The organism is Mesorhizobium sp. M6A.T.Cr.TU.014.01.1.1 (genome assembly GCF_004022765.1).
Lineage (GTDB): Bacteria > Pseudomonadota > Alphaproteobacteria > Rhizobiales > Rhizobiaceae > Mesorhizobium > Mesorhizobium mediterraneum.
Genome location: NZ_RZPG01000010.1, coordinates 188780 through 214349, shown reverse-complemented (window position 1 = coordinate 214349; position 25570 = coordinate 188780). Strand labels below are relative to the sequence as shown.

General features: G+C 62.3%; 19 protein-coding genes and 2 pseudogenes. 14 read left to right on the top strand and 7 right to left on the bottom strand.

From position 1 onward, the window contains the following. The first annotated feature begins 66 nt into the window (after positions 1-66). The 4 genes from EN885_RS14145 to EN885_RS14130 are packed head-to-tail and all read left to right on the top strand — an operon-like array spanning position 67 to position 2922. Entirely contained in the window at positions 67-837 is a 771-nt protein-coding gene (locus tag EN885_RS14145; RefSeq protein WP_245465699.1) for a transporter substrate-binding domain-containing protein, read from the top strand. A 40-nt stretch (positions 838-877) separates the two neighbouring features. Next, positions 878-1549 (top strand): amino acid ABC transporter permease, encoded by a 672-nt coding sequence (locus tag EN885_RS14140; protein WP_128241685.1) that lies wholly within the window; start codon positions 878-880, stop codon positions 1547-1549. 10 nt (positions 1550-1559) lie between these two features. Then, the gene (locus EN885_RS14135) at positions 1560-2219 is read left to right on the top strand and encodes an amino acid ABC transporter permease (protein ID WP_126104181.1); all 660 of its coding nucleotides are present in this window, start codon (positions 1560-1562) and stop codon (positions 2217-2219) included. After that, complete coding sequence (locus EN885_RS14130; RefSeq protein ID WP_128241684.1) at positions 2197-2922, top strand: amino acid ABC transporter ATP-binding protein; 726 nt, start codon at positions 2197-2199, stop codon at positions 2920-2922. The genes EN885_RS14135 and EN885_RS14130 overlap by 23 nt, the downstream gene beginning before the upstream one ends. A 191-nt stretch (positions 2923-3113) precedes the next feature. Here the strand turns inward: EN885_RS14130 and msrA are convergent, their stop codons facing one another. From msrA to EN885_RS14115, 3 genes are all read right to left on the bottom strand, one after another. Beyond that, a complete protein-coding gene (msrA, locus tag EN885_RS14125; RefSeq protein ID WP_128241683.1) occupies positions 3114-3854 on the bottom strand; it encodes a peptide-methionine (S)-S-oxide reductase MsrA in 741 nt (246 codons plus the stop codon). Positions 3855-4039: 185 nt separating this feature from the next. Then, a complete protein-coding gene (locus tag EN885_RS14120) occupies positions 4040-4330 on the bottom strand; it encodes a pentapeptide MXKDX repeat protein (RefSeq protein ID WP_126104178.1) in 291 nt (96 codons plus the stop codon). Between the two features lie 261 nt (positions 4331-4591). Beyond that, complete coding sequence (locus EN885_RS14115) at positions 4592-5677, bottom strand: TadE/TadG family type IV pilus assembly protein (RefSeq protein ID WP_128241682.1); 1086 nt, start codon at positions 5675-5677, stop codon at positions 4592-4594. Between the two features lie 212 nt (positions 5678-5889). Between EN885_RS14115 and lepA the strand changes: the two genes are divergently transcribed. The 8 genes and pseudogenes from lepA (at position 5890) to EN885_RS14065 (ending at position 17330) form a co-directional block, all read left to right on the top strand. Further along, complete coding sequence (lepA, locus tag EN885_RS14110; protein WP_128241681.1) at positions 5890-7695, top strand: translation elongation factor 4; 1806 nt, start codon at positions 5890-5892, stop codon at positions 7693-7695. A gap of 267 nt (positions 7696-7962) precedes the next feature. After that, positions 7963-8529, top strand: coding sequence for an ABC-three component system protein (locus tag EN885_RS14100; RefSeq protein ID WP_128241679.1), 567 nt, complete (start codon positions 7963-7965; stop codon positions 8527-8529). After that, positions 8526-9050: pseudogene (locus tag EN885_RS14095) on the top strand (ABC-three component system middle component 5). The gene EN885_RS14100 and the pseudogene EN885_RS14095 overlap by 4 nt, the downstream one beginning before the upstream one ends. Next, positions 9037-10962 carry an ATP-binding protein gene (locus tag EN885_RS14090; RefSeq protein ID WP_128241677.1) on the top strand — a complete coding sequence of 642 codons (1926 nt, stop codon included), beginning with the start codon at positions 9037-9039 and terminating at the stop codon, positions 10960-10962. Before EN885_RS14095 ends, EN885_RS14090 begins: the two are co-directional and overlap by 14 nt. A gap of 115 nt (positions 10963-11077) precedes the next feature. Then, on the top strand, positions 11078-11590 hold the full coding sequence (locus EN885_RS14085) for a hypothetical protein (protein WP_128241676.1): 513 nt from the start codon (positions 11078-11080) through the stop codon (positions 11588-11590). Between the two features lie 390 nt (positions 11591-11980). Beyond that, the gene (locus tag EN885_RS14080; RefSeq protein WP_128241675.1) at positions 11981-12607 is read left to right on the top strand and encodes a CDGSH iron-sulfur domain-containing protein; all 627 of its coding nucleotides are present in this window, start codon (positions 11981-11983) and stop codon (positions 12605-12607) included. A 256-nt stretch (positions 12608-12863) separates the two neighbouring features. Then, positions 12864-14891 (top strand): hydantoinase/oxoprolinase family protein, encoded by a 2028-nt coding sequence (locus tag EN885_RS14075; protein ID WP_128241674.1) that lies wholly within the window; start codon positions 12864-12866, stop codon positions 14889-14891. Positions 14892-15158: 267 nt separating this feature from the next. Beyond that, positions 15159-17330, top strand: a complete 2172-nt coding sequence (locus EN885_RS14065; RefSeq protein ID WP_128241672.1) for a malate synthase G — start codon at positions 15159-15161, stop codon at positions 17328-17330. 339 nt (positions 17331-17669) lie between these two features. Here the strand turns inward: EN885_RS14065 and EN885_RS14060 are convergent, their stop codons facing one another. From EN885_RS14060 to EN885_RS14045, 4 genes are all read right to left on the bottom strand, one after another. Then, positions 17670-19202: a YifB family Mg chelatase-like AAA ATPase gene (locus EN885_RS14060; RefSeq protein ID WP_095484676.1), complete on the bottom strand. Its 1533-nt coding sequence runs from the start codon at positions 19200-19202 to the stop codon at positions 17670-17672. Positions 19203-19374: 172 nt separating this feature from the next. After that, on the bottom strand, positions 19375-20316 hold the full coding sequence (gene gshB, locus EN885_RS14055; protein WP_095484675.1) for a glutathione synthase: 942 nt from the start codon (positions 20314-20316) through the stop codon (positions 19375-19377). Positions 20317-20539: 223 nt separating this feature from the next. Then, positions 20540-20914, bottom strand: coding sequence for a GtrA family protein (locus EN885_RS14050; protein ID WP_095484674.1), 375 nt, complete (start codon positions 20912-20914; stop codon positions 20540-20542). A gap of 104 nt (positions 20915-21018) precedes the next feature. Continuing rightward, complete coding sequence (locus EN885_RS14045) at positions 21019-22026, bottom strand: glycosyltransferase (RefSeq protein ID WP_128241671.1); 1008 nt, start codon at positions 22024-22026, stop codon at positions 21019-21021. Between the two features lie 131 nt (positions 22027-22157). Between EN885_RS14045 and EN885_RS14040 the strand changes: the two genes are divergently transcribed. Next, complete coding sequence (locus EN885_RS14040; protein WP_128241670.1) at positions 22158-23951, top strand: GtrA family protein; 1794 nt, start codon at positions 22158-22160, stop codon at positions 23949-23951. A gap of 96 nt (positions 23952-24047) precedes the next feature. Continuing rightward, positions 24048-25389 (top strand): annotated as a pseudogene (locus tag EN885_RS14035) (EAL domain-containing protein). The last annotated feature ends 181 nt before the right edge of the window (positions 25390-25570 follow it).

Genomic DNA, 25570 nt, shown 5'->3' with positions numbered 1-25570 from the left:
TTGCCCTGGCGACCAATTGGTTTTGTCCAGTCAAAGGGGAAAATAATGAACCGTCGCAATATGTGCATGCTGGCCTTGGCCGCCGTGGTCGGAATGGCCATGGCTCCGTCTTCGCGGGCGCGGGCTGACGCCTTGAGCGACATCGGCGCGCGGGGCACCGTCCGCATCGCCGTTCCACAGGATTTCCCGCCCTTCGGCAGTGTTGGCGCCGACATGACGCCGCAAGGCTACGACATTGATATCGCCAATCTGATTGGCGAAAAGCTCGGCGCCAAGGTCGAGATCGTCCCGGTCACCAGCGCCAACCGCATTCCCTATCTTCAGACCAACAAGGTCGACCTGGTCATCTCCAGCCTCGGCAAGAATCCCGATCGCGAGAAGGTCATCGACTTCTCCGAGGCCTACGCCCCCTTCTACAACGGCGTGTTCGCTCCAGCGGATGTCGCGGTCGCAAAGGCGGAAGACCTCGCCGGCAAGACCATTGGCGTCACCCGCGGCGCGATCGAAGACCTCGAACTGACCAAGGTCGCGCCCGCGAGCGTTGAGATCAAGCGCTACGAGGACAATAACGGCACGATTTCAGCCTTCCTTTCGGGCCAGGTCGAGGTGATCGCGACCGGGAATGTTGTCGCCGCCGCCATTATCGAAAAGAACCCGCCCAAGCGGCCCGAGCTCAAATTCCTGATCAAGAACTCGCCTTGCTACATCGGCATGAACAAGGAGCAGCCGGCGTTGATGGCCAAGGTCAACGGGATCATCGCCGCCGCCAGGTCCGACGGCGCCCTCAACGCGATTTCGCAAAAATGGCTGAAGGTGGACCTGCCGGCTGACCTGTGATCGCCGCCCGCCGCGTGTGGTTTAGGTCAGACAGCAAGCCATGACCTATCAGTTCGATTTCGGCTGGCTGATCGATTCTCTGCCGGTGCTGCTCAAGGGCATCCGGATCACCGTGCAGCTCATCCTGATCGGCGCGGTGTTCGGCGTGGCATTGGGCATTGCCTGCGCCTGGGTGCGCGCCCTCGGGCCGAAATGGCTGAAGCCCGTCGTCGCGACCTATGTCGAGCTGATCCGCAACACGCCCTTTCTGATCCAGCTGTTCTTCATCTTCTTCGGCCTGCCGTCGCTTGGCATCAGGATGTCGGAACTGAGCGCGGCCAACCTCGCCATGATCGTCAACCTCGGCGCCTACAGCTGCGAGATCATCCGCGCCGGCATCCAGGCCACGCCACGCGGCCAGTTCGAGGCCGGCGCGAGCCTCGCCATGACCCCGTTCCAGACCTTCTGGCACGTGGTTCTGGTCCCGGCGCTGCAGCGCATCTGGCCTGCGCTGTCGTCGCAGATCGTCATCGTCATGCTTGGTTCTGCCGTCGTTTCGCAGATCGCCGCCGAGGACCTGACCTTCGCCGCCAACTTTATCCAGTCGCGCAATTTCAGGGCCTTCGAAACCTACATCGTCTCTACCTTGATCTACCTGGCCCTCGCCATCCTGCTGCGCCAGATGCTGGCTGGCCTGGGCTGGATGCTGTTCCCGAGGAAGGCGTCGCGATGAGACATGCGCCATGACCGAGTTCAGCTTCTGGGACATCCTGCGTAACCTGCTTTTGGCCGCCCGCTGGACCGTTGTCCTCTCGCTGGTCTCCTTCATCGGTGGCGGCATCGTCGGCGCGGCCCTGCTTTTCCTGCGCATCGGCGGCCGGCGTTGGGCACGGCTTCTATCACGCGGCTACATCCAGCTGTTCCAGGGCACGCCGCTCCTGATGCAGCTCTTTCTCGCTTTCTTCGGCCTTGGCCTGTTCGGCATCGACGTTCCCGCCTGGCTTGCCGCTTGTGTCGCGCTCATCCTGTGGACCGCCGCCTTCCTCGCCGAGATCTGGCGCGGCTGCGTCGAGAGCATCGCCAAGGGCCAGTGGGAGGCGTCCGCCAGCCTCGGCATGGGTTATCTCCAGCAGATGCGCTACGTCATCCTGCCGCAGGCGCTGAAGGTGGCGGTGCCGCCGACGGTCGGCTTCTCGGTGCAGGTGGTGAAGGGCACCGCGCTCACCTCTATCATCGGCTTCGTCGAATTGTCGAAGGCCGGTTCGATCGTCACCAACGCCACGTTCCAGCCGTTCACCGTTTATGGCCTGGTCGCGCTCATCTACTTTGCTTTGTGCTGGCCGCTGTCGAAATCCAGCCAGCTCCTGGAAAGGAAGCTCAATGTCGCTCATCGCAATCACTGAGGTGAAGAAGCGCTTCGGCGACAATGAGGTGCTGAAGGGGATTTCCATCGACATCGCGCCGGGCGAGGTCGTCGCCATCATCGGCAAGAGCGGTTCGGGCAAGTCGACGCTGCTGCGCTGCATCAACGGGCTGGAGACCATCGATGAAGGCTCGATCGTCGTCGCCGGCGCCCAGTTCCTGCCCGACGAGGTTCATCTCAAGGCGCTGCGCCTGAAGGTCGGCATGATTTTTCAGCAATTCAACCTGTTCCCGCATCTCACGGCTGGCGGCAATGTCATGCTGTCGCAGATGGTGGTGAAGAAGACGCCGAAAAAGGACGCCGAAGCGGTCGCGCGTAAAATGCTCGACCGCGTCGGTCTCGCCCACAAGTTCGACGCATTGCCGGACGAGCTGTCCGGCGGCCAGCAGCAGCGCGTGGCGATCGCCCGGGCGCTCGCCATGCAGCCCATCGCGCTGCTATGCGACGAGATCACCTCGGCGCTCGACCCCGAACTCGTTGCCGAAGTGCTGGCCGTCGTCAAGGAATTGGCTGCGGAAGGCATGACGCTGGTGATGGTCACCCATGAGATGCGCTTCGCCCGCGATGTCTGCTCGCGCGTCGTCTTCATGCATCAGGGCCGCGTCCACGAGATCGGCGCCCCCGAGGACGTCTTCGCCAACCCGAGGACGCCGGAGCTCAGGCAATTTCTGAGCGTGCAATAATGTGTATTGATATTCAGGTGATGCCGGCCTGCAAACGGCGGCTTCCTGCGCTTCCGGTACTCACGTACCCAAAAGTACGCTCCGTTCCGGTTCTCGGAATCCACCATTTTCGGCGCGGCCTGACCTGAATCTCAACACACCTTACGCCGACGTGCGTCCACTTGGACGCACCAAGTACACGCTGGCAAAGATCAGCTCTTGTTGGCGGCCAGCACCAGCACCGGCTTGTCGCTGTAAAGGCTGGGGAATAGCGTCTTCAAATTCTCGACCTTGGGCAGGTCGTTGTAGACGATGTAGGGATAGGTCGGGTTCAGCGTCAAAAAGTCCTGGTGATAGTCCTCGGCCGGGTAGAAGGGTTTTCCGGTCTCCAGCGTGGTCACGATCGGCTCCGGAAACACCTTCGCCTTGTCGAGCTGGGCGATGTAGCTCTCGGCGATCTTCTTCTGGGCGTCGCTTTCGGCAAAGATCGTCGAACGGTATTGGGGGCCGCGGTCCGGCCCCTGATAGTTCAGTTGCGTCGGGTTGTGCGCGACCGAGAAATACACCTGCAGCAACTGGCCGTAGGTCACCTCTGTCGGCTCGTAGGTAATCTCGACGGCTTCGGCGTGCCCGGTCCGGCCGGTGCCGACCGTCTCGTAGACGGCGGTGTCCTTGTCGCCGCCGGCATAGCCGGAGACGGCGCTGGTCACGCCCCTGACGTGCTGGAACACGCCTTGCACGCCCCAGAAGCAGCCGCCGGCGAAGACCGCCTTCTCGGTGCCGCTAGCGGGTTTTTCGTCCATCGCCGGCGGCGGGATCACCACCGCCGCCTCGGCCGAGATCGCCGGCGTCTGCCACAAGGCGGCGCCGGCCGCGGCGAGCATCAGCGCCGCAAGAGCGCTCCTGGCGAAGCGCGTCGACCTTCTCGCAACTGGTTCTCGAATACCGGTCATGTCTGATCTCCCATGATGGTGTTGTGACTATAGAACATTTGGGTCCGCCGGCGTCTCACATTGCCGTGCGCATCTGGGCCGTGCGTATTTGGAATGCTGCGCCGGCGCAGGGTTGCCCGCGCCGGGCCGCCGGGCCCTCCCCGACCTGGACAGGGACGGCTAGGGACTGCCGAGGCCGACAAGACCTACTTGGCCATCCCCATCGCGTCGCAGGCCTTCGTTGCCTCGTCCTTCTTCATCGCGTCGGTTGCCATGGCTGCCTTGTCCATGCAGTCCTTCATCTTTTCGGCGGCCATCGGGTCGGCCGGCTTCATCGCGTCGGTAGCCATGGCATCGGCGGGCTTCATGGCATCCGTGGCCATCGGGTCGGCGGGCTTCATCGCATCCTCGGCGCGGGCGATGCCACCGGCGAAAAGCGCCGTCGAGCAAAGCGCGAAGGCAAGCGCCGGCAGCGTCAGGCGGGTGAAGTCGGTCATGCTGGTCTCCTCTGGAGTTGGTGGCGCGCCGGAAATGGCGATCCCATCAGCTCTTCGCCGCGACCTGAGACTTCGTTACAGCCATCACTGCTTCGTGATCGGTTCGCCCCGGTTGTCACCGCCAGCGCGATCCCCCAGGGACGATCGAGTCGTCGCGATAGCGGCCCAAACGACAACGCCGCCCGAAGGCCGGGCGGCGTTTGTGATGGGACGATGCGATAGGAGGTCTCTTTTGCGGCGCGCCCCGCTATGACCGCCGGCCTATTGTATGAGCACCGTTTCCGAAGGCCGCTTGTTGAAGGCGCACTTGCCGGTCACGGTATAGAAGAAGTCGGCGTTGGACACTGGAGCCGGTACCGTGTTGCCGCCGTCTTCCCAGGCCTGCACGCTGGGTTGGCCGCATGGCACGGCGGTGAAAATGTCCACCGTTTTGCCTTGCCCGACTTCGACGCTGTCGATGTACAGCCGGTTGGACGTCGCCGTATTGTCCGATCGCAGAGTTGTTTTCGTGCCCGTGGGCAGGTTGCCGCCGCCAAGACCAGGATTGGGATTCGGAATCTTCATCTCCAGATAGAGCTTGTCCATCAGGCTGACGTCGATCACCGCGCCAGCGCCAGTGGCGGGGTACATGGTGTTGACGCAGGTGGTCGCATATTTGGTGTTGCCGCTCGTCTGGGTGATCGTGGTGGTGGGCAAGCCGTAGAAGCTGGTCACCGTGGTGGTCGTGCATACTTGTTTCTGGGCCAGCGTCTCTGTCGATCCGTTGATCTTATACACATTGGCCGTTCCATAGCCTTTCGGATCGCCATACCTGTTGTGTACGTAGGAGATCTTCATCAGCTTGTTGGCCAGCGTCTCACCGAACTTGGTGCCGTACAGCGTCATCGTCTTGTCCCAATAGCCCGAGATCTTGTTGACCTTGAACGTGGCCTCCACCAGCGCCGGTCTCTTTACTACCGCCGAGCCAACCCCGATCTGCACCGTTGGGATGTGGGCGATCTGCATGAAATTGGTCGGCATGGCAAAGCCGGCCGAAGCGTTGATGGTGGCGGTGCCGTCGGCGGCGACGACGAAGCCGTCGAGCTTGGCGGTGCCTTGCCCGCTATTGGCGGCAAATGACTCCTGCAGCTTAACCTGACGGTCCGCCAATGACGTGTCCGTCGGCAGCGTCGTAATCGACAGGGTCGCGGCATCGAGCGCGTTCTGCATCGATGCCTTGGTCGAAACGGCCGAGTTGTAGTCGAGCGAAAAGCCCAGCGTGGCAATCATCGGGATAAGGGCGATGGCGAGTATCGGCGCAAGGGAGCCGCTCTCGGAGTTGAGAAAATGACGTCCTGCTTGCAGCATGTCTTGGTTCCCCCAAACGGTGACGGGGTGTGCCCTATCACGCAGGGCGCGAACTATGCTCTAATGGGATGGATCAAAGTTTAACGAGTTTGCTCCCGCGGCCGGCAGGACAAGCGCTTCAGCCAAATGCTGGCGTCCAATGCATGCGCAGCGACTGGCCGCACGCCCGGCCGCTTGCCCGGGCAAGCTGCCCCTGCTAAAGCCGCCCCATCATGACAACGCCGATCAAGAACATCCGCAATTTCTCCATCGTCGCCCATATCGACCATGGCAAATCCACGCTTGCCGACCGGCTGATCCAGTCCACCGGCGGGCTGGAGCTGCGCGACATGAAGGAGCAGGTGCTGGACTCGATGGACATCGAGCGCGAGCGCGGCATCACCATCAAGGCGCAGACCGTCAGGTTGAAATACCACGCCAGCAATGGCGAGGACTATATCCTCAACCTGATCGACACGCCCGGCCATGTCGACTTCGCCTACGAAGTGTCGCGGTCGCTGGCCGCCTGCGAGGGCTCGCTGCTGGTCGTCGATGCCTCGCAAGGCGTCGAGGCGCAGACGCTGGCCAATGTCTACCAGGCGATCGACAACAACCACGAGATCGTCGTGGTGCTGAACAAGGTCGACCTGCCGGCCGCCGAGCCCGAGCGCATCCGCGAGCAGGTCGAGGAGGTGATCGGCATCGATGCCTCCAACGCCGTGCTGATCTCGGCCAAGACCGGGCTCGGCATTCCCGACGTGCTGGAGGCGATCGTCAACGATTTGCCGCCGCCGCGCGAGGGCGACATCACAGCACCGCTCAAGGCGATGCTGGTCGACAGCTGGTACGACGCCTATCTCGGCGTCATCGTGCTGGTCCGCATCATCGACGGCGTGCTGAAGAAGGGCCAGACCATCCGCATGATGGGCACCGGCGCCAAGTACCTGGTCGAGCGCACCGGCGTCTTCACGCCGGCCCGCATCAATGTCGACGAGCTCGGCCCCGGCGAGTTCGGCTTCTTCACCGGCTCGATCAAGGAAGTGGCGGACACCCGCGTTGGCGACACCATCACTGAGGACAAGCGCCAGACGGTGCAGGCCCTGCCCGGCTTCAAGCCGGCGCAGCCGGTGGTGTTCTGCGGCCTGTTCCCGGTCGACGCCGCCGATTTCGAGGATCTGCGCGCTGCCGTCGGCAAGCTGCGCCTCAACGACGCCTCCTTCTCGTTCGAGATGGAAACCAGTGCCGCGCTCGGCTTCGGCTATCGCTGCGGCTTCCTCGGCCTGCTGCATCTCGAAATCATCCAGGAGCGGCTGGAGCGCGAGTTCAACCTCGACCTCATCGCCACCGCGCCCTCGGTCGTCTACCGGCTGCTGTTGAACGACGGGACGACGAAGGAACTGCACAACCCGGCCGACATGCCCGACGTGGTCAAAATCCGGGCCATCGAAGAGCCGTGGATCCGCGCCACCATCCTCACACCCGACGAGTATCTCGGCGGCATCCTAAAGCTGTGCCAGGACCGGCGCGGCATTCAGGCCGACCTGTCCTATGTCGGCAAGCGCGCCATGCTGACCTACGATCTGCCGCTCAACGAGGTCGTCTTCGACTTCTACGACCGGCTGAAGTCGATCTCCAAGGGCTACGCCTCCTTCGACTATCACCTGACCGACTATCGCGAGGGCGACCTGGTGAAGATGTCGATCCTGGTCAACGAGGAGCCTGTCGACGCGCTGTCGATGCTGGTCCACCGCACGGCAGCGGAAAAGCGCGGCCGGCTGATGTGCGAGAAGCTCAAGGAACTGATCCCGAACCATCTGTTCAAGATCCCGATCCAGGCCGCCATCGGCGGCAAGGTCATCGCCCGCGAAACGATCTCGGCGCTGCGCAAGGACGTCACCGCCAAATGCTACGGCGGCGACGTCTCACGCAAGCGCAAGCTGCTCGACAAGCAGAAAGAGGGCAAGAAGCGGATGCGGCAGTTCGGCAAGGTGGATATTCCGCAGGAGGCGTTTATTCAGGCGCTAAAAATGGGCGACTAACACCTTAAGTAGTGCCTAAAGAAAAGAAATGATGCTAGATTGCCCCGTCGTCGGGGGTGATTCATGGCAACAGTAGCGAACTACATTTCTGAAATAATCAGCTTTCTAGTTGGCCTCAGCGCAGGCTCGCTCATAACATTTCAAATCACGAAAAACCGCGCAGGCCCGGGCGGAACTGCCGTAAATCAGGCTGGATCTACCGCTGGCGGTGATGTGGTAGGACGCGACAAGACGACTACAAAATAATTCGTCGCTCGGGGGGCCAATTTGTCAGAGACTGTCGATCAGTCAGGTGCTCGCGCCAAGCAAGACATTGTTGGGCGCGATAAATATAACACTACCAATAATTATGCGATAAAGACGCCAGAGAACATCGTAGAAAAGCTCTTACAAAGATTAAATACAGAAATAGAGAAAGACGAAAAATCAAAAGAAACTGTGGACAGGTTGAAGAGATTCTATTCTCAGCGGGCATATGACGGAGTTGTCGGCCTGAAGGCCAAACTTGAAAAAAGCGGTCGTGACGGGTCGTATATCGACGCGATTGAAATGAAGGAGATGTTTGCCAAATTGCTTGAGCGCTGGTCGCTCTATCCCTCTGCGCAGCAAATCTTTGTCTATCTTCTTGCGCGCGCCGAGCGGCAATTCGTGGACATCATCCTTCCGCAAGCGCATGAATTGAAGATCGCTCAGATCAATACCCTAATGAGTGACCTTATAGTAGAGCCCACTGTCCAAGAGTGCGGCGCAAGCGTTTTCGAAGTCGATCACAATACAGCGATGGGAATGATATACTGGCTGGCTGAGCAGTGCTTTATTCGTTGGCACAGATGACCCAACTTTCATTTCTGCCTGCTCTCGATCCGTTCCACACTGTATTTCGATTCGTTCGTTTGTTTTCGATAATTCCACCGCGCGGCGGCTTGCCATTCGACACGGTTCGTATTTTGGATTTTTAGATGCTTTCGCCGTTTCTCATCAAGGACATTAGGCTGTCCCCGAAGCTTCAGAAGTACAGAAAGATTTCTGAACGATACGACCATCTCAAGCCATACGGCGATCAGCTTGAATCCGGGCTACTTTTCCAACGAATGGAACCCATTCAGAAGGCGGCAGTGCAAACGCTGGCTGCGCGATCGCTATTGGATACAGATGCATTGAAAAGACTCAATGAGGTTCGACCGTTGGGCGACAAAATTCCCTCTGAGATCGCGAAGAGGGCAGCTGAGGCGAATGAACAGCAATCCGACCTTATGGATTTTCTTGCCACACTGACTTCGGAGTATCCCCTTGCGGGAGAGAACGGTTTGAAAGCACGCACCAGGTTAATGGAGCACCGCTATGATGCGGTATAATCCAACGCTGATTGTGCGACGGGTGGTCGTCTATCGCGGTGATCATTCGGTCTACAACGAAATTTTTCACGAAGGCGTGAATGTCGTTCGAGGGGAAAATTCCTCTGGCAAGTCCACCGTACTCAATTTCATTTTCTACGGGCTAGGCGGGGAGCTATCCGCTTGGAGTACGGTCGCGCGTCTATGCACTAGGGTGGTTATCGAGGTCAGCATCAATGGCCTCTATGTGACCTTAAGTCGGGATGTTTCGGACACGAGTAGCCAGCAGCCGATGGAGATATTCGGCGGACCATATGAAGATTCGCAGGCTGCCGCACGATCGGATTGGACTAGGTATCCCTATAGAACAAGCAACAACAGAGAGAGTTTTTCTCAGGCAATATTTCGCCTCATGGGCATCCCGGAAGTGACGAGTGATCTCTCGGGGAATGTAACCATGCATCAGATTCTTAGGCTTCTTTACGCCGACCAGCTTAGTCCTATTGAGGATATATTCCGCTTCGAGCGCTTTGATCAAGCTACATTGCGAGATACGGTTGGTAGATTGCTTTGTGGAGCTTATGACAGCGCTCTATATGACAACGACCAGAGAATAAAAGAGATAATAAAAGAACTGGACGTGGTGATAGGACAGCTTAAGAGCCTATTTTCCGTGTTGGGAAAAATCGGCAATGCGGATCAAGGGTTAACTGTCGAATGGATCGACGCGCAGCGCCGTGTCATCGAGGAAGAGCGCATTGCACTCCAAAAATCCATCGAGAACTTAGAGCAGCGACTCTATGAAAACCTGTCTCAGGACAAATTAACCCTGAGTACGCAGGAAAAAGCTTACATTGAGGTTCGCCGACTGCAATCCGAGATTGTTAAGGCACAGCAAGACAGAGATACCTTAACCCTTACGATACTAGATTCCGATTCGTTCATAAATAGCCTTCGCTCAAAGGTGGAAGCGCTGCAAGACTCCGCACAAGTAGCTGAACAAATTGGCGACGTGAGATTTCAGAGCTGTCCGGCTTGCTACGCGGCTCTCGATGAAGATACGACACCTCACGCGTGTCATCTTTGTAAGACCCCGTTTGATTCCGAACAGACGAAGGCACGAATCGCGGCGCTAATCCTGGATATCGGGCTGCAAATTAAACAATCGGAAGAATTGCAGCGTCGTAGGCTCGAACGCGCTACGGAGGCAACACAGCGGGTCAGTGAGCTTGAAGCACTTTGGCGCCAGTCAACGCACCAACTGAATTCCCTACAAAGGCTGCCATCGAGCGAGACTCGCGAGCAACTGCGGGAACTCCAACGTCGCTCTGGATATCTCGACCGACAGGTTGAAGACCTCGAGCAGAAAGCTCGACTAGTTGCGGCGGTACGCGATCTATCGGAAAAGAGAGAAGGGTTAGAATCCGAGATATCTCGACTTAGATCAAGTAACAATGTACTTCGTGCTCAGCAGCAAACGAGACTGTCTATATCGTATACGAAGGTTGCAGAAGAACTTAAGGAGTTACTCCGTAACGATTTGCGCCGGCAAGATATATTTGAAGATCCAAAAGCAATTAATTTCACATTTGGCGAAAACAAGATTTCGGTTGACGGCGAAAACTACTTTTCCGCTAGCTCGAGAGCGATCCTAAAGAGCAGCTTCTATCTGGCATTTTTGGCCGCAGCTACTAAGAAGGAGTTTTTCCGGCATCCTCGTTTTTGTATGATAGATACATTAGAAAACATGGGGGTAGAAACCATTCGCAGTCACAATTTTCAACTACAGCTTTTGAGAATTTCGAAAGAGAGCAAGGTCGAGCACCAAATTATTTACGCTACTGCGATGATTGCACCAGAACTTGACGAAGAACAATTCACGGTCGGTGCATTTTCTACCAGTGATGATAAGACCGTCGATATTGAACTCTGACCTGCTGCGTGTGCGGCAGTGATCTTCGGCCCCTTGGTGCCGAAACAGGCACCCCATCGCCATTTGAGAACGTCTCTTCCCGAGATATTCTCTTGCCGGCTTGGGGAGACATCACATGCGCACCACCTCCGACACTACGGCCGCAATCGGCCTCGCCATAGGCGGCGCCTTCGGCCTGGCCGGCACTTTCGTCGCCAGCGCTCCGCTGCGCGAAACACTCTGGACGATCGACGGTGTGGCGCTTGTGGTGGCCACCGCGCTGCTGACCATGAAATACCAGCGGCTGGGCAATGATTGCGTCGCGGCCGGGTTTCTCACCTTCCTCGCCGGCGAAAGCCTGTTGCTGGCCGGCAATGCGGCGGGGTTGGAAGCCAGCGTTCCCTCCTATCTCGGCGGCATCTCGCTGTGGGCGGCGGCGCTCGTCCTGATCGGCGCGGCGAACACCTTTGCGCTCTGGATGCGGGTCACCGGCCTCGTCGCCGCCATCCTGTTTGTCGTGACAGCGGCCATGGTTCTGTGGGGCGCGCCCTTGCTGCCGATTTCGGCGCCGCTGCCCGCCGCAGGCTATCCGTTCCTGGTGCTGACTTTTGCCGGCTGGATATGGACCTTGCTGAAGCCCGATCGATGAGGAACGGGGGAAGCATGTTGTGAATGCGCCGGGCTCGCCGATGTGTCTGGCGACGAAGGCACCTATTGGGGCGTCAGGCCCGGCAACAGCGAAAATGCGACGATTGCTGCTACACCTGCAGCGGCGGCGAGACAGAGGCGATTGATCTGGTGCCGTGAGGCGCGAATCTCCCTCCTTGAGGGGAGATGGCCGGCAGGCCAGAGGGGGTCGCCGCGCGTGGAGCGCCATCCTGTTCTGCACTAGCAGGCCGAGCCCGGTCGGGCCGACCCCCTCTGTCGCCTTCGGCGACATCTCCCCCTCAAGGGGGGAGATTAGGCGCCCAGCCTCTCGGTCAGCTTGACGCCGTCCGGGCCGCCGCCATAGCGTGAGGCATCAGCAAGGACCCCACCCATGGCAGGCACGGTCGAAGGCGAGAAAATCGATGTCGGCTTTTCCGGCCGGCGCTGCATCCATTCGCGCAATTGCGTGCTTGGCGATCCGCATGTCTTCGTGCCCAATGCGAAAGGCCAGTGGATCCATCCCGAGGCGGCCAGCGTCGAGAAGATCGTGGCGATCGCCGAAAGCTGTCCGTCGGGCGCCATTACCTATGTCAGGAAGGATGGCGGTCCGCAGGAACAGCCGTCGGTGGTCAACACCTTGCGCATCCGGGAAAACGGCCCGCTGGCGCTGCATGCCGAGATCGTGCTTGGCGGCGAGACTTTTTATCGCGCCACGCTCTGCCGCTGCGGCGCGTCGGAGAACAAACCGTTCTGCGACGGCAGCCACACCAAATCAGGTTTTGCCGCCACCGGCGAGCCGGCGCTGAAGGACACGCCGGCGCTGGACGCGCGGAACGGCCCGCTGACGGTGACGCCGACCACCAACGGCCCGCTCAAGCTCGAGGGCAATGTCGAGATCGTCACAGGCACCGGCCACACGGTCGACCGCACGACGCGCACCTTCCTCTGCCGCTGCGGCCATTCGGCCAACAAGCCGTTCTGCGATGGCAGCCATAAGCGGGAGGGGTTTGTCGGGTAGGTTGACGCTGGAATCTCCCCCCTTGAGGGGGAGATGGCCGGCAGGCCAGAGGGGGTCGTCTCGCGTGGAGCGCCGACTTCTTCTTTCGCCCTATAAGAGCCTGGCACTTCACGCGAAGCGACCCCCTCTGTCGCCTTCGGCGACATCTCCCCCTCAAGGGGGGAGATTAGGCGCTTGGCCCAGCGCTCGTGGCTTTATCCGCCGGTCCGTATCGGCTAAGGGGCGGGGACGAAATTCGCCGGATCGCTGCCAGAAAATGACCACCAAGCCCAAATCCACCCCCCTGTTCCTCGGCATCGACACCGGCGGCACCTATACCGACGCCGTGCTGTGGTCGGAGGCCGGCGGCCCAAGCGGAAAAGTGCTGGCCAAGGCCAAGGCGCTGACCACGCGCCACGACCTCGCGGTCGGCATATCGAGCGCGGTCGATGCGGTGCTGCAAAAAGCCGGCACCGACCCTGCCGCGATCAAACTGGTGTCGATGTCGACGACGCTTGCCACCAATGCGCTCGTCGAGGGCCAGGGCGGGCGCGTGGCGCTGGTGATGATCGGCTTTTCCGAAGGCGATCTTGCCCGCGATGGGCTGAAGGCGGCGCTCGGCACCGATCCTGTCGTGTTCTGCCCCGGTGGCCATGATGTCCACGGCAATGCGGCAAAACTCGACCTGTCTGGGCTGGAGGCGGCGCTGCCGGAACTCGGCGCCTCGGTGTCCGGCTTTGCCGTCTGCGCCTATTTCGCCACCCGCAACCCGGCGCATGAGCTTGCCGCTCGCGACCTGATCCGCGAAAAGACCGGCCTGCCGGTCACCGCCAGCCACGAGCTTTCGGCCAAGCTCGGCGGTCCGCGCCGGGCGCTGACGACGCTGCTCAACGCCCGGCTGATCTCGATGATCGACCGGCTGGTGGCGGCGACTGAAGGTTTTCTTGTCGCGCGCAAGATCGCCGCACCGCTGATGGTGGTGCGCGGCGATGGCGCCCTGGTCTCGGCGGCCTTCGCCCGCCAGCGGCCGATCGAGACGATTCTTTCAGGTCCGGCCGCCAGCCTGGTTGGCGCCCGCCACATGACCGGCCTCGACAATGCAGTCGTCTCCGACATCGGCGGCACCACCACCGACGTCGCCGTGCTCGACAAGGGCCGTCCCAGGCTCGACCCGGAAGGCGCCACCGTCGGCGGTTTCCGCACCATGGTCGAGGCCGTCGCCATGCGCACTTTTGGGCTCGGCGGCGATTCCGAAGTGGCGCTCGAAGATGGCGTGCTCAACCCAAAGATCCTGCTCGGGCCGCGTCGCCTGGTGCCGCTGGCGCTGGCCGGCATGATGCATGGCGAGGCGGTCACATCGGAGCTCGAACGCCAGCTGCGGGCGCCGAACCCCGGCCGCATGGATGGTCGCCTGGCGATCAGGACCGGCGTGCCGGAGCGGCTGGCCGCGGGCCTGACCGGCGCCGAAGCCAAGCTTTACGAGATGATCGGTGCTGTGCCGCTCGCCGTCGACAGGCTTTTGACCTCGAACGCCCAGAACGCCACCTTGAACCGGCTGGTGTCGCGCGGGCTGGTGCATGTCGCCGGCTTCACGCCGTCGGATGCCGCCCATGTGCTGGGCAAGCAGGCGAATTGGGATGCGGCAACGGCCCGGCTCGGCGCCGAGCTGTTCGCCCGCAAGCGCGACGGCCGCGGGCAATCAATAGCCGCCTCGCCGGAGGCGATTTCGGAACGGGTGCTGACCACGCTGACCCGCCTGTCGGCGGAAGTCATCCTCGAAACCGCCTTTGCCGAGGGCGGGCTGGACGGCGCCGCGACCGTGGCGCACGCGCTGGTGCAGCGCGCCGTCGATTCCCATCCCGGCATCGCCCGCCTCAGCGTCGCGCTCGACCGTCCGGTGATCGGCCTCGGCGCCTCGGCGCCGCTGCATTATGCCGGGCTGCCACCGCTGGTCGGCAATGACTGCGTGGTGCCCGAGGATACCGACGTCGCCAATGCGCTCGGCGCCGTGGTCGGCCAGGTCAGGGTCTCAGCGGAGGCGCGCGTCAGCCAGCCCCAGGAAGGGCTGTTTCGCGTCGCCTCCGGCGAAACCGTGCGCGATTTCAAGGACGAGGCGGCGGCGATCGCGGCGGCGGAAACCGACGTCCGCGCCATTGCCGCCGGGCGGGCCAGGGACGCCGGCACCGACAGCGCCGAGATCGAGGTCGCCACCGAATTCCGCGTCTCGACCGTCGAAGCGCAGCGCATGTTCATCGAGGCGCATGTAGTGGCGGTGGCGTCGGGAAGGCCAAGGATTGCGGTGTAAGCGCGTAATCTCCCCCCTCGAGGGGGAGATGTCGCCGAAGGCGACAGAGGGGGGTCGCCGCGCGTGCAGCGCTACTTCCTTCTGTCGCAGGAGGCCGAGCCCGGTCGGACCGACCCCCTCTGGCCTGCCGGCCATCTCCCCCTCAAGGGGGGAGATTGGCAGCTTCGCCGACTTCGAAAATCTTCCCCTTCACCCTAAGCTGAATTGACCGTGCTACCCTGACATGCCAAAGGCCCGGCCAAAGCCTTTCATCTTGGAGAAGCCCTGATGACCGATCGCGTCGAAATCGCCGGATTGCGGATTGCCCGCGAGCTTTATGATTTCGTCGTGAACGAGGCGCTGCGGGGCACCGGCATTGCCGCCAACGCCTTCTGGACCGGCTTCTCGGCCATCGTGCACGATCTTTCGCCGAAGAACCGGGCGCTGCTGGAAAAGCGCGATGCCCTGCAGGACCAGATCGACCGCTGGTATCGCGACAATGGCGCGCCCAGCGACATGGAAGCCTACAAGGCGTTCCTCAAGGAGATCGGCTATGTCGTGCCGGAGGGGCCGGCCTTCTCCGTCGCGACGGAAAATGTCGACCCGGAAATCTCGGTGGTTGCCGGGCCGCAGCTGGTGGTGCCGGTGATGAACGCGCGCTATGCGCTGAACGCCGCCAACGCGCGCTGGGGCTCGCTCTATGACGCGCTCTACGGCACCGACGCTATCCCCGAGACCGACGGCGCCGATAGGGGCGGGAAGTTCAATCCCGTGCGCGGCGCCAAGGTCATTGCCTGGGCGAAGGGTTTTCTCGACGAGTCGGTGCCGGCCACCTCGGGAAAATGGGCTGGGGTGAACGGGGTTTCGGTTGCCAACGGCATGTTGCGGCTCGGCGAGGGCGCCGGCGCCACCACGCTTGCCGACCCAAAACAGTTTGCCGGCTATCGCGGCGATGCCGACAATCCCGAAGCCGTGCTGCTCACCGGGAATGGCCTGCATATCGAGATCGTCATCGACCGCAGCAATCAGATCGGCAAGACCGATCCGGCCGGCATTGCCGACGTCGTGCTGGAATCGGCGCTGACCACCATCCAGGACTGCGAGGATTCGGTCGCGGCAGTCGATGCGCAGGACAAGGTCGTGGTCTACCGCAACTGGCTCGGCCTGATGAAGGGCGACCTTGCCGAGGAGATCACCAAGGGCGGCAAGACGTTTACGCGAAAACTCAATCCCGACCGCTCTTACACCGCGCCCGATGGCGGCGCGCTGACGCTGCCCGGCCGCTCGCTGATGCTGATCCGCAACGTCGGCCACCTCATGACCAATCCGGCGATCACAGACCGCGACGGCAACGAGGTGCCGGAAGGCATCATGGATGCGACGATGACGGCGCTGATCGCGCTGCATGATGTCGGGCCGAACGGACGCCGGCAAAACTCCCGCGCCGGCTCGATGTATGTCGTAAAGCCCAAGATGCACGGGCCGGAGGAAGTCGCCTTCGCCGTAGAGATCTTCGACCGCGTCGAGGCGCTGCTGGAGATGCCAGCGAATACCATCAAGATGGGCATCATGGACGAGGAGCGGCGCACCACCGTCAACCTCAAGGAGGCGATCCGCGCCGCCAAAGACCGCGTCGTCTTCATCAACACTGGCTTTCTCGACCGCACCGGCGACGAGATCCACACCTCGATGGAAGCCGGTCCGATGATCCGCAAGGGCGACATGAAGCAGGCTGCCTGGATTGCCGCCTACGAAGCCTGGAATGTCGATACCGGGCTGGAATGCGGGCTGGCCGGCCGCGCCCAGATCGGCAAGGGCATGTGGGCGATGCCCGATCTGATGGCGGCGATGCTGGCGGAGAAGATCGCTCACCCCAAGGCCGGCGCCAACACCGCCTGGGTGCCATCGCCGACGGCGGCGACGCTGCACGCCACTCACTATCACAAGGTCGATGTTCATGCCGTCCAAGTGGCGCTGAAGAGCCGGCCCAAGGCAAAGCTCGACGACATATTGTCGGTGCCGGTCGCGGTGCGGCCGAACTGGTCTCAGGCAGACATCCAGAAGGAGCTCGACAACAACGCCCAAGGCATTCTGGGCTATGTCGTGCGCTGGATCGACCAGGGCGTCGGCTGCTCGAAAGTGCCTGACATCAACGATGTCGGCTTGATGGAGGACCGCGCCACGCTGCGCATTTCCTCGCAGCATATCGCCAACTGGCTGCATCATGGCGTCTGCACCTCGGATCAGGTGATGGAGACGATGAAGCGCATGGCAGCGATCGTCGACAGCCAGAACGAAGGCGACCCGCTCTACCAGCCGATGGCGCCGGACTTCGACAAGTCCATCGCCTTCCTCGCCGCCTGCGACCTCGTCTTCAAGGGCCGGGTCCAGCCCAACGGCTACACCGAGCCGGTGCTGCACGCGCGGCGATTGGAGCTGAAGGCGAAAGAGCAGGCCTGAGCGAAGCGTCCCCTCCCCCTTGAGGGGAGGGTGGCCCAAAGGGCCGGGTGGGTCCTGCGTGAAGTGCGCCGACGGCTACGCCCTCTCCTTCAGCAGTCGGTGGGCAGCCTTACTTCCAAAGAAAATGCCCGTTCCAACGCACGCAGAACGAACCCACCAGGCGTCATAGCCGGTTAACCAAATGAGCAATAAGACGAGAAGGCTGACAGCACCGGCGACAAGTGCACCCACGGCGAGAGCCACCGCTGGGGATCGAGTTGGTCTGTCTAGTGGCATATTTCTTATCCAGGTCGCGTCGAGCATCCCATCTCCCGGGCCGGTTCTCGGCCTCTCCTTGTATCACGCCGCCTGCGCCATGCGCTCCGAGCTCATGCGGTAGGAAATCGCCTCGGCCAGATGGATGCGGCCGACCGTCTCGCTGGCCTCGAGATCGGCCAGCGTCCGCGCCACTTTCAAAACGCGGTGGTAGGCCCGCGCGGAAAAGCCGAGTTTCTCGCTGGCATCCCTGAGCAGCGCCAGGCCTGATGCATCCGGCATCGCGATCTCCTCGATGACGGAGGGCGAGCAATGCGCGTTGGTGGTGGCGGAGGTCGCGCCGAGCCGCTCGAAACGCTCTCGCTGGATGGTGCGGGCGCGCGCCACGCGCAGCGCCACCGCGGCACTTTTCTCCGCCCGGTCCGGCCGGATGAGATCGCTGGCCGAGACCGCCGGCACTTCGATCCGGAGATCGATGCGATCGAGCAGCGGGCCCGAAATGCGCGCCTGGTAATCGGTGCGGCAACGGTCGCCGCGTAGGCAGCGATAGCCCGGCTCGCCGGCCATGCCGCAGCGGCACGGGTTCATCGCCGCGACCAGTTGGATGCGCGCCGGATAGGTGACGCGATGATTGGCGCGGGCGATCATGCAGTCGCCGGTCTCCAGCGGCTGGCGCAGCGCATCGAGCGCCTGCGGCGAGAATTCGGGAAACTCGTCGAGGAACAGCACGCCGTGATGGGCAAGCGACGCCTCGCCCGGCCGCACGCGCAGGCCACCGCCGACCATCGCCGCCATCGAGGCAGAATGGTGCGGCGCGCGGAATGGCCGCCGGTCGGTCAGTTTTCCCTCACCGAGTTCGCCGGCCACCGACGCGATCATCGAGACTTCGAGCAATTCCCTCGGCGCCAGCGGCGGCAGGATCGACGGCAACCGCTGCGCCAGCATCGATTTTCCCGACCCCGGCGGTCCGATCATCAGCAGATTATGGCCGCCGGCGGCCGCCACTTCGAGCGCCCGCTTGGCGGTTTCCTGGCCCTTGATGTCGGCGAGATCAGGCAGGTCGCGCGCCGAGGCATGGATGCCGGCTTCCGGCCGCGAGAGAACCTGGGTGCCGCGAAAATGATTGGCGATGGCGATCAGGCTGCGCGGCGCCAGAATGTCGAAATCCTTGCCGGCCCAGGCCGCTTCCGGTCCGCAGGCGAAAGGGCAGATCAGGCCTTTGCCCTCGGCATTGGCGCCGATCGCCGCCGGCAGCGCGCCGGCCACCGCGGCGATAGTGCCGTCGAGCGACAGCTCGCCAAGCACGACATAGCCGGCCAGCATGTCGCCCGGAATGGCGCCAAGCGCCGCCATCAGGCCGAGCGCGATCGGCAGGTCGTAATGGCTGCCTTCCTTCGGCAGATCCGCCGGCGCCAGATTGACGGTAACCTTCTTCGACGGCATCGACAGGCCCGATGCGTGCAATGCCGCCTGCACCCGCTCGCGGCTTTCGGCCACCGCCTTGTCGGCGAGGCCGACGATGTGCATGTTGACCTTGCCCGGCGCGATCATCACCTGCACGTCGACCGGCACGGCCTCGATGCCTTGGAAAGCGACCGTGCGGACCCGCGCAACCATTTTTTCACCCCGGATGCAGGCTTGCCCAAGCCTCTGCGATCATGCCGCGAACGGCTTCACCAGAGACAACCACAGATTTACGGCCAAGGCAAGAACATTAGGGGAACAGACAAATACCATTGCTGCCAGGAAGTTGCGTCAGAGTTGCGGGCTCGAAATGCGCCTGGGAAGGCTACTTGCGCTTGCCCTCGACCGCATCCCAGAACAGGCTCGCAATATCGGCGCCGCCGAAGCGTTTTACCTCGCGCACGCCGGTCGGCGACGTCACGTTGATCTCGGTCATGTAGTCGCCGATCACGTCGATGCCGACGAGGATAAAACCGCGCTCCTTCAGCGACGGGCCGATGCGGGCGCAGATCTCGCGCTCGCGCGCCGTCAGTTCGGTTTTTTCGGCGCGGCCGCCGACATGCATGTTGGAGCGTGAATCATGCTCGGCCGGCACCCGGTTGATGGCGCCGACCGGCTCGCCGTCGATCAGGATGATACGCTTGTCGCCCTTGCGCACGTCCTTCAGATAACGCTGCACGATGTAGGGCTCGCGGAACATCTGGCCGAACATCTCGAGCAGCGAGGCGAGATTGCGGTCGGCCTCGTGCAGATGGAAGATGCCCGCGCCGCCATTGCCGTAGAGCGGCTTGACGATGATGTCGCCGAACTCCTTGCGGAAGGCGGCGACCTCCAGCGGATCCTTGGTGATCAGCGTTTCCGGCATCAGGTCGGGAAACTCGGTGACGAAGATCTTTTCCGGGCTGTTGCGCACCCAGGCCGGGTCGTTGACCACCAGCGTCTTGGGATGGATACGCTCGAGTATGTGCGTCGAGGTGATGTAGTTCATGTCGAAGGGCGGATCCTGCCTGAGCAGGACGACGTCCATCTCCGACAGGTCGGTGCGCACTTCTTCGCCGAGCGAATAGTGATCGCCCTTCTCATCGCGGACCTGCATTGCCTCGATGCGGGCAAACACCTTGCCGCCGCGCAGCGACAGCCGGTCGGGCGTATAGTGGAACAGCTGGTGACCGCGGCGCTGCGCTTCCAGCGACAGCGCAAACGAAGTGTCGCCGGCAATCGAGACGGTGGAGATGTGGTCCATCTGGACGGCGATTTTCAATTTCATGGCGGCTCTCCGGCGCACTTGGAGCGACGTGCGTCCATTTGGACGCACAAAGTACGCTCCAACACTTTGAATCTATCCATCGTGCTTTCCGAAAATCGATTCCGCTTTTCGGGCCGATGCATCGACGACAGCGATATACGGAACTCGGCGCCTTCTGCCAATCGGCCCAAGACCTATATCGGCTAAGACCTATATGGGGCCGCGCTTCGCTTGGCGCAGCCCTTCACCGATCGAAGACCAGCCTGGAATAACCGAGGAAGGAGAGCGCCATCGCGACCAGCGAGGCGATGGCAAGTGCCGTCAGCGGCGGCATTGCCGGCAGCGCCATCAGGATGGCGCAATAGGCGAGGTAATTGAAGATGCTGGTGGCGATGCCGACGCCGCCATAGCGTGCGCCCTCTTGCGCGATGCCGCGGCTCGACGGCGAGAAGGTCAGGTGGCGGTTGATGGCCCAGGTGACGGACAGCGCAAAGCCGATCGAGACGACACGTGCGACGAAGGGTCCAAGCTGCGTGAAGGCCAGCAGAAGCCACAGCGCCGCCGCGTCGACGACGAAACCGACGCCGCCGGCGAAAACGAAACGCAGGACACGTTTCATCTCGGCTTAGAGCCTGTTCCATCCCGATGGGGTGGGGATGGGGCTCTTTCTTGTTTGACTATGATCTTATCCGAAAACCGGTTCCCACTTTTCGGGATCATGGTCTAGGCCGCCCGTGGGGTCTTGCCCGGTCCGGTCTTTAAGGTCGAGGGCGCGCCTGTGTGTTCGCGTTCGACCCGTCCGGAGGGCATCGACAGATAGAAGATGCGCTTCTGCTCGGCCCGGCCGCGCGATACCGAATCGAGGATCAGGCCGGTCACCGCCGCCAGCATCGACAGAAGCACAAGGCCGACCGACAGCACCCAGGTCGGCATGCGTGGGACAAGGCCGGTTTCGACGAACTCGATCAGCACCGGTGTCATCAGGAACAGGCTCGATGCCAGGAAGAGCACCGCGAAGGCGCCGAAAAAGCGCAGCGGCTGCGTCTCCTTCATCAGCATGGCGAACATCCACAGGATCTTCGCGCCGTCGCGATAGGTCGACAGTTTCGACGAGGAGCCCTCCGGCCGGCGGCCATAGTCGAGCCCGATCTCGCTGACCGGCAATTTGAGCTGCGAGGCGTGGACCGACATTTCGGTCTCGATCTCGAAGCCACCGGAGACGGCGGGAAAGCTCTTGACGAAGCGCCTGGTGAAGGCGCGGTAGCCGGAGAAGATGTCGGTGAACTCGCTGCCGAACAGCCATTTGTAGAGGCGATTGAAGACGCTGTTGCCGAAGGCATGGCCAGTCCTGCCGGCATCGTCGGTGACGCCTCGCCTTGTCCCGACCACCATGTCGGAGCGCTCGGTGAGCAGCGTGTTGATCAGTTGCGGTGCATCCTCCGGCGCATAGGTGCCGTCGCCGTCGGCCATCAGATAGATGTCGGCTTCGATGTCGGCGAACATGCGGCGCACCACATTGCCCTTGCCCTGGCGCGGCTCGCGGATGACGGTAGCGCCGGCCGCGCGGGCTCGGAGCGCCGTCAGATCGCGCGAATTGTTGTCATAGACATAGATCGCGGCCGTAGGCAGGGTTTCGCGAAAACGCCGCACCACGTCCGCGATCGTCAGCTCCTCGTTGTAGCAAGGCAGAAGCACGGCGATGGCGGGTTCGTAGCGAACTTCTTGCGGCATTTTCGTCTCCGGATGCCTTGGCCCGGGTCCTTGGCCGTGCTGAATGCCGGCCTGCTCGGGCGCCTTTACTATTTATTGAAGCCGTTAAGGCTAGGTTTAAGTTGCCCCATATTCCTTCCAAAGGTCATAGAATGAGCATAGCCAAGCATGGCGCCTCCATTTGGAGGTCCGAAATCGTGCTGGCGCTGCTTGCCACGCTGGTGGCGTTCGCCGTCAATGCCTGGGCCGGATTCCCCCAATTGACCAACGCCCACGGCGACAACGACAATTTGCTGCGTTTGGTCGAGGTTCGCGACTTTCTGGCCGGCCAGGGCTGGTTCGATCTGCACCAGTACAGGATGGGGCTCGAAGGCGGCTTCGTCATGCACTGGTCGCGGCTGGTCGATGCGCCGATCGCCGCCATCATTCTTGCAGCGACGGCCCTGACCGGCAGCATGGCTCTGGCCGAGAACGTCGCGCAAGTGCTGTGGCCGGCGCTGCTCTTCTGCCTCGCGGTGTTTTTCATCACCCGCGCGGCGCGCAACTTCGCCGGTGAGGCCGCCGTGCTGCCCGCTGTCGTCGTCGGCGCGGCGGCGTTGCACTTCATAGGCATCTTCTCGCCGGGCGCGCTCGATCATCACAATGTTCAGCTCACGCTGACCATAGCCAGCCTCAGCCTGCTGCTTGAAGCCACCATGCGCGGGCCGGCAGCGCTGTTCTCCGGCGTGTGCGCCGCGCTGATGCTGGCTGTCGGCATGGAAACTGCCCCCTATGTCGCCACCATCGGCGCCTGCGTCGCGCTCCTGTTCGCTTTTGACGCAGATGGCGAAAGACGGATCGCCAGGGACTTCGGCGTCGGTTTTGCCGGCGCTTCCGCTCTCGTCTTTGTCACCACTGTTCCCGTCTCCGCCTGGAGCCAGGCGCAATGCGACGCCTTCTCGACCGTGCAGTTCGTCGTCGCCGTGTTGGCCGGAACCGGCCTTGCGGCGATAGCCTCGATCGAGGCCGTCGGCCGCACGCGCCGGCTGGTGTCGCTTGGCATCCTTGCGCTCGCGCTGGGCACGGTCGTCATGGTGCTGTTCCCGCAATGCCTGGCGGCTCCCTACGCGAACCTCAATCCGCGCCTCAAGGAGCTGTGGCTCGATCACGTCGACGAAGCCCAGTCGCTGTTCAGCCTTGTCGCCCAGGACCCGGCCAGAGTGGCGGCGCGCTATGTCACGCCGGCCGTCGCGCTCGTCCTGATGGCGCTTCGCCTTGGCCGTGGCGGTTGGCGGCGGCAGGACAGTCTTGTCGGCGCGCTGCTTGCCGTGGCGTTCGTCGTCAGTGCCTGGCAGGTGCGCGGCTCGACATTCTCGGTCGCGCTGGCGGTCATCCCGCTTTCCGCCTGGATCGCCAGTTGGCGTCAGCGGGCCGAGACCAGTCATTCGAGCAGCGTGGCGCTGCGCATGGCCGCGGTCTGGCTCGTCTCGGTGAATGCCGTGTGGACGGGCGCCGCGGCAGCGGCCGCGGTGGCGTTCGAAGCCGATAAGACGGCGGCCAATGACAGCGGTGCCGACATGGCCTGCCAGCGCCAGGCCTCCTTTGCCGCGCTTGGCGGTGTGCCGGACACGACGGTGCTGGCGATTTCCAATCTCGGATCGCCGATCCTCGCCTATTCCGATCATCGCGTCTTCGCCGGGCCCTATCACCGCAACATCGCCGGAGATCTGCTTGCGCTCGACACCTTCCTGGGGTCATCCACCGCTGCCAGGGCGGTCGTGGCAACGCATCACGTCGGCCTCGTCGCGGTTTGTCGTGGCAATGCGGAAAGCGCGCTTCTCACCGCCAAGGCGCCTCAGGGCTTTCTTGCCGGGCTGATGCGCGGCAGCGTGCCGGAATGGCTCGAGCCGGTCACACCAATCAGCGGAGGTTCCCTCGAACTGTACCGCGTTCGGCTCGACCGCTGAAACGGTTCTTCACCCGTGAAAGAAAATCGGTTTGGGATACGGTTCCTAAAGGGTTTGCTGCCAGCCTCGAAATATTCCGACCTAACAGGGTTACCGATGCAAACGACGTTTGGCACCGGGCAAGCAACCGGGGAAAGCACGGATCTGGCCTTTACCGATCCGTTGACCGGGCTTGGCAATCATCGCCGCTTCTTCGACAAGGTCGACCGCCTGATCAGCGACCGCGCCGACGATCCGGCGCCGTTCACCGTCGGCATCCTCGACCTCGATGGCTTCAAGCCGATCAACGACTTGTTCGGACAAAAGGCCGGCGACGAGATCCTGATCCAGGTGGCGATGCGGCTGCGCGCTTCGATGGACAGCCATTCCACCGTCTGTCGCATACGAATATGCCTTCCTCTATCCGATGGTGTTCAGCGAGGCGGCGGCGGCCGAAAAGTCGCGAACGCTGATCGAGATCCTGTCGGCGCCCTACGATGTCGGCGAACGCACTGCCAGGCTTTCGGCTTCGGTCGGCTGCTCGATGTTCTATTCGGGCGACGAGACCACCTAAATTCTGGTCAGCAAGGCCGAGACGGCGCTGTACCATGCCAAGCGTTCGGGCCGCGGACGGGTGGTCGTCTATAGCAGAGAGATGGAAGAAGCGGCCAAGCGCGTCACCCGCATCGAGCAGGCGCTGCGCCGGGCCGTCTCGGCCGGCGAGGTCGAGCCGCATTTCCAGCCCATCGTCGATCTTAGGACCCGTCGCATCATCGGCTTCGAGACGCTGGCGCGCTGGACAGATGGTGATCTCGGCTCGGTCCCGGCGACGGTCTTCATCCCGATCGCCGAGGAGCGGGGCATCATCGGCCCGCTGTCGCAGCTTGTGCTGCGCAAGGCCGCCGAGGCGGCCAGGAGCTGGCCCAAGGATCTGTTCCTGTCCTTCAACTTGTCGCCGTCGCAGCTCGTCGACCAGAACACCGGGCTGCACATATTGGCGATCCTCGACCGCACCGGCTTCGACCCGCGCCGGCTGGAGATCGAGATCACCGAAACCGGCCTGATGAACGATCCAGCCTCGGCCGAGAAGATCGTCGAGAACCTGCGTCGCGTCGGCATCCGTGTGTCGCTCGACGATTTCGGCACCGGCCAGTCCTCGCTCGGCCGTCTGCGCGAATTCCATTTCGACAAGCTCAAGATCGACCGCGCCTTCGTTTCCTCCATTCTCGACGACCGCCCGTCCGAACATATCATCCGGGCGATCCTGGCCATGTGCGAGGGGCTCGGCATGGACGTGGTCGCCGAAGGCATCGAGCAGGAAGCGCAGGCCGAGCGCCTTGTCCAGTTCGGCTGCGCCGGTGGGCAAGGGTTTCTGTTCGGTAGGCCGGTCGATGCCGACGCCACGCTCGGCTATCTCGGGGATAGCTTCCGCGGCGCCTTGCGCGTCAAGGCAATCTGACGACCGGCCACGTTGCCACTGCGGCGCAGCCTTCTTTTTGTCGGACATAAGCCGTAAGAATCCGTTTTTCGCCCTTGCTCCCTGGACCGGGCTGGCTAGGATGCGCGCCGGCCAGACCACAGCCCCGTGCGTCCGTTTGGGACGCGCCAAGGACGCTGCCGCACTTTGACTTTGTGGAGAA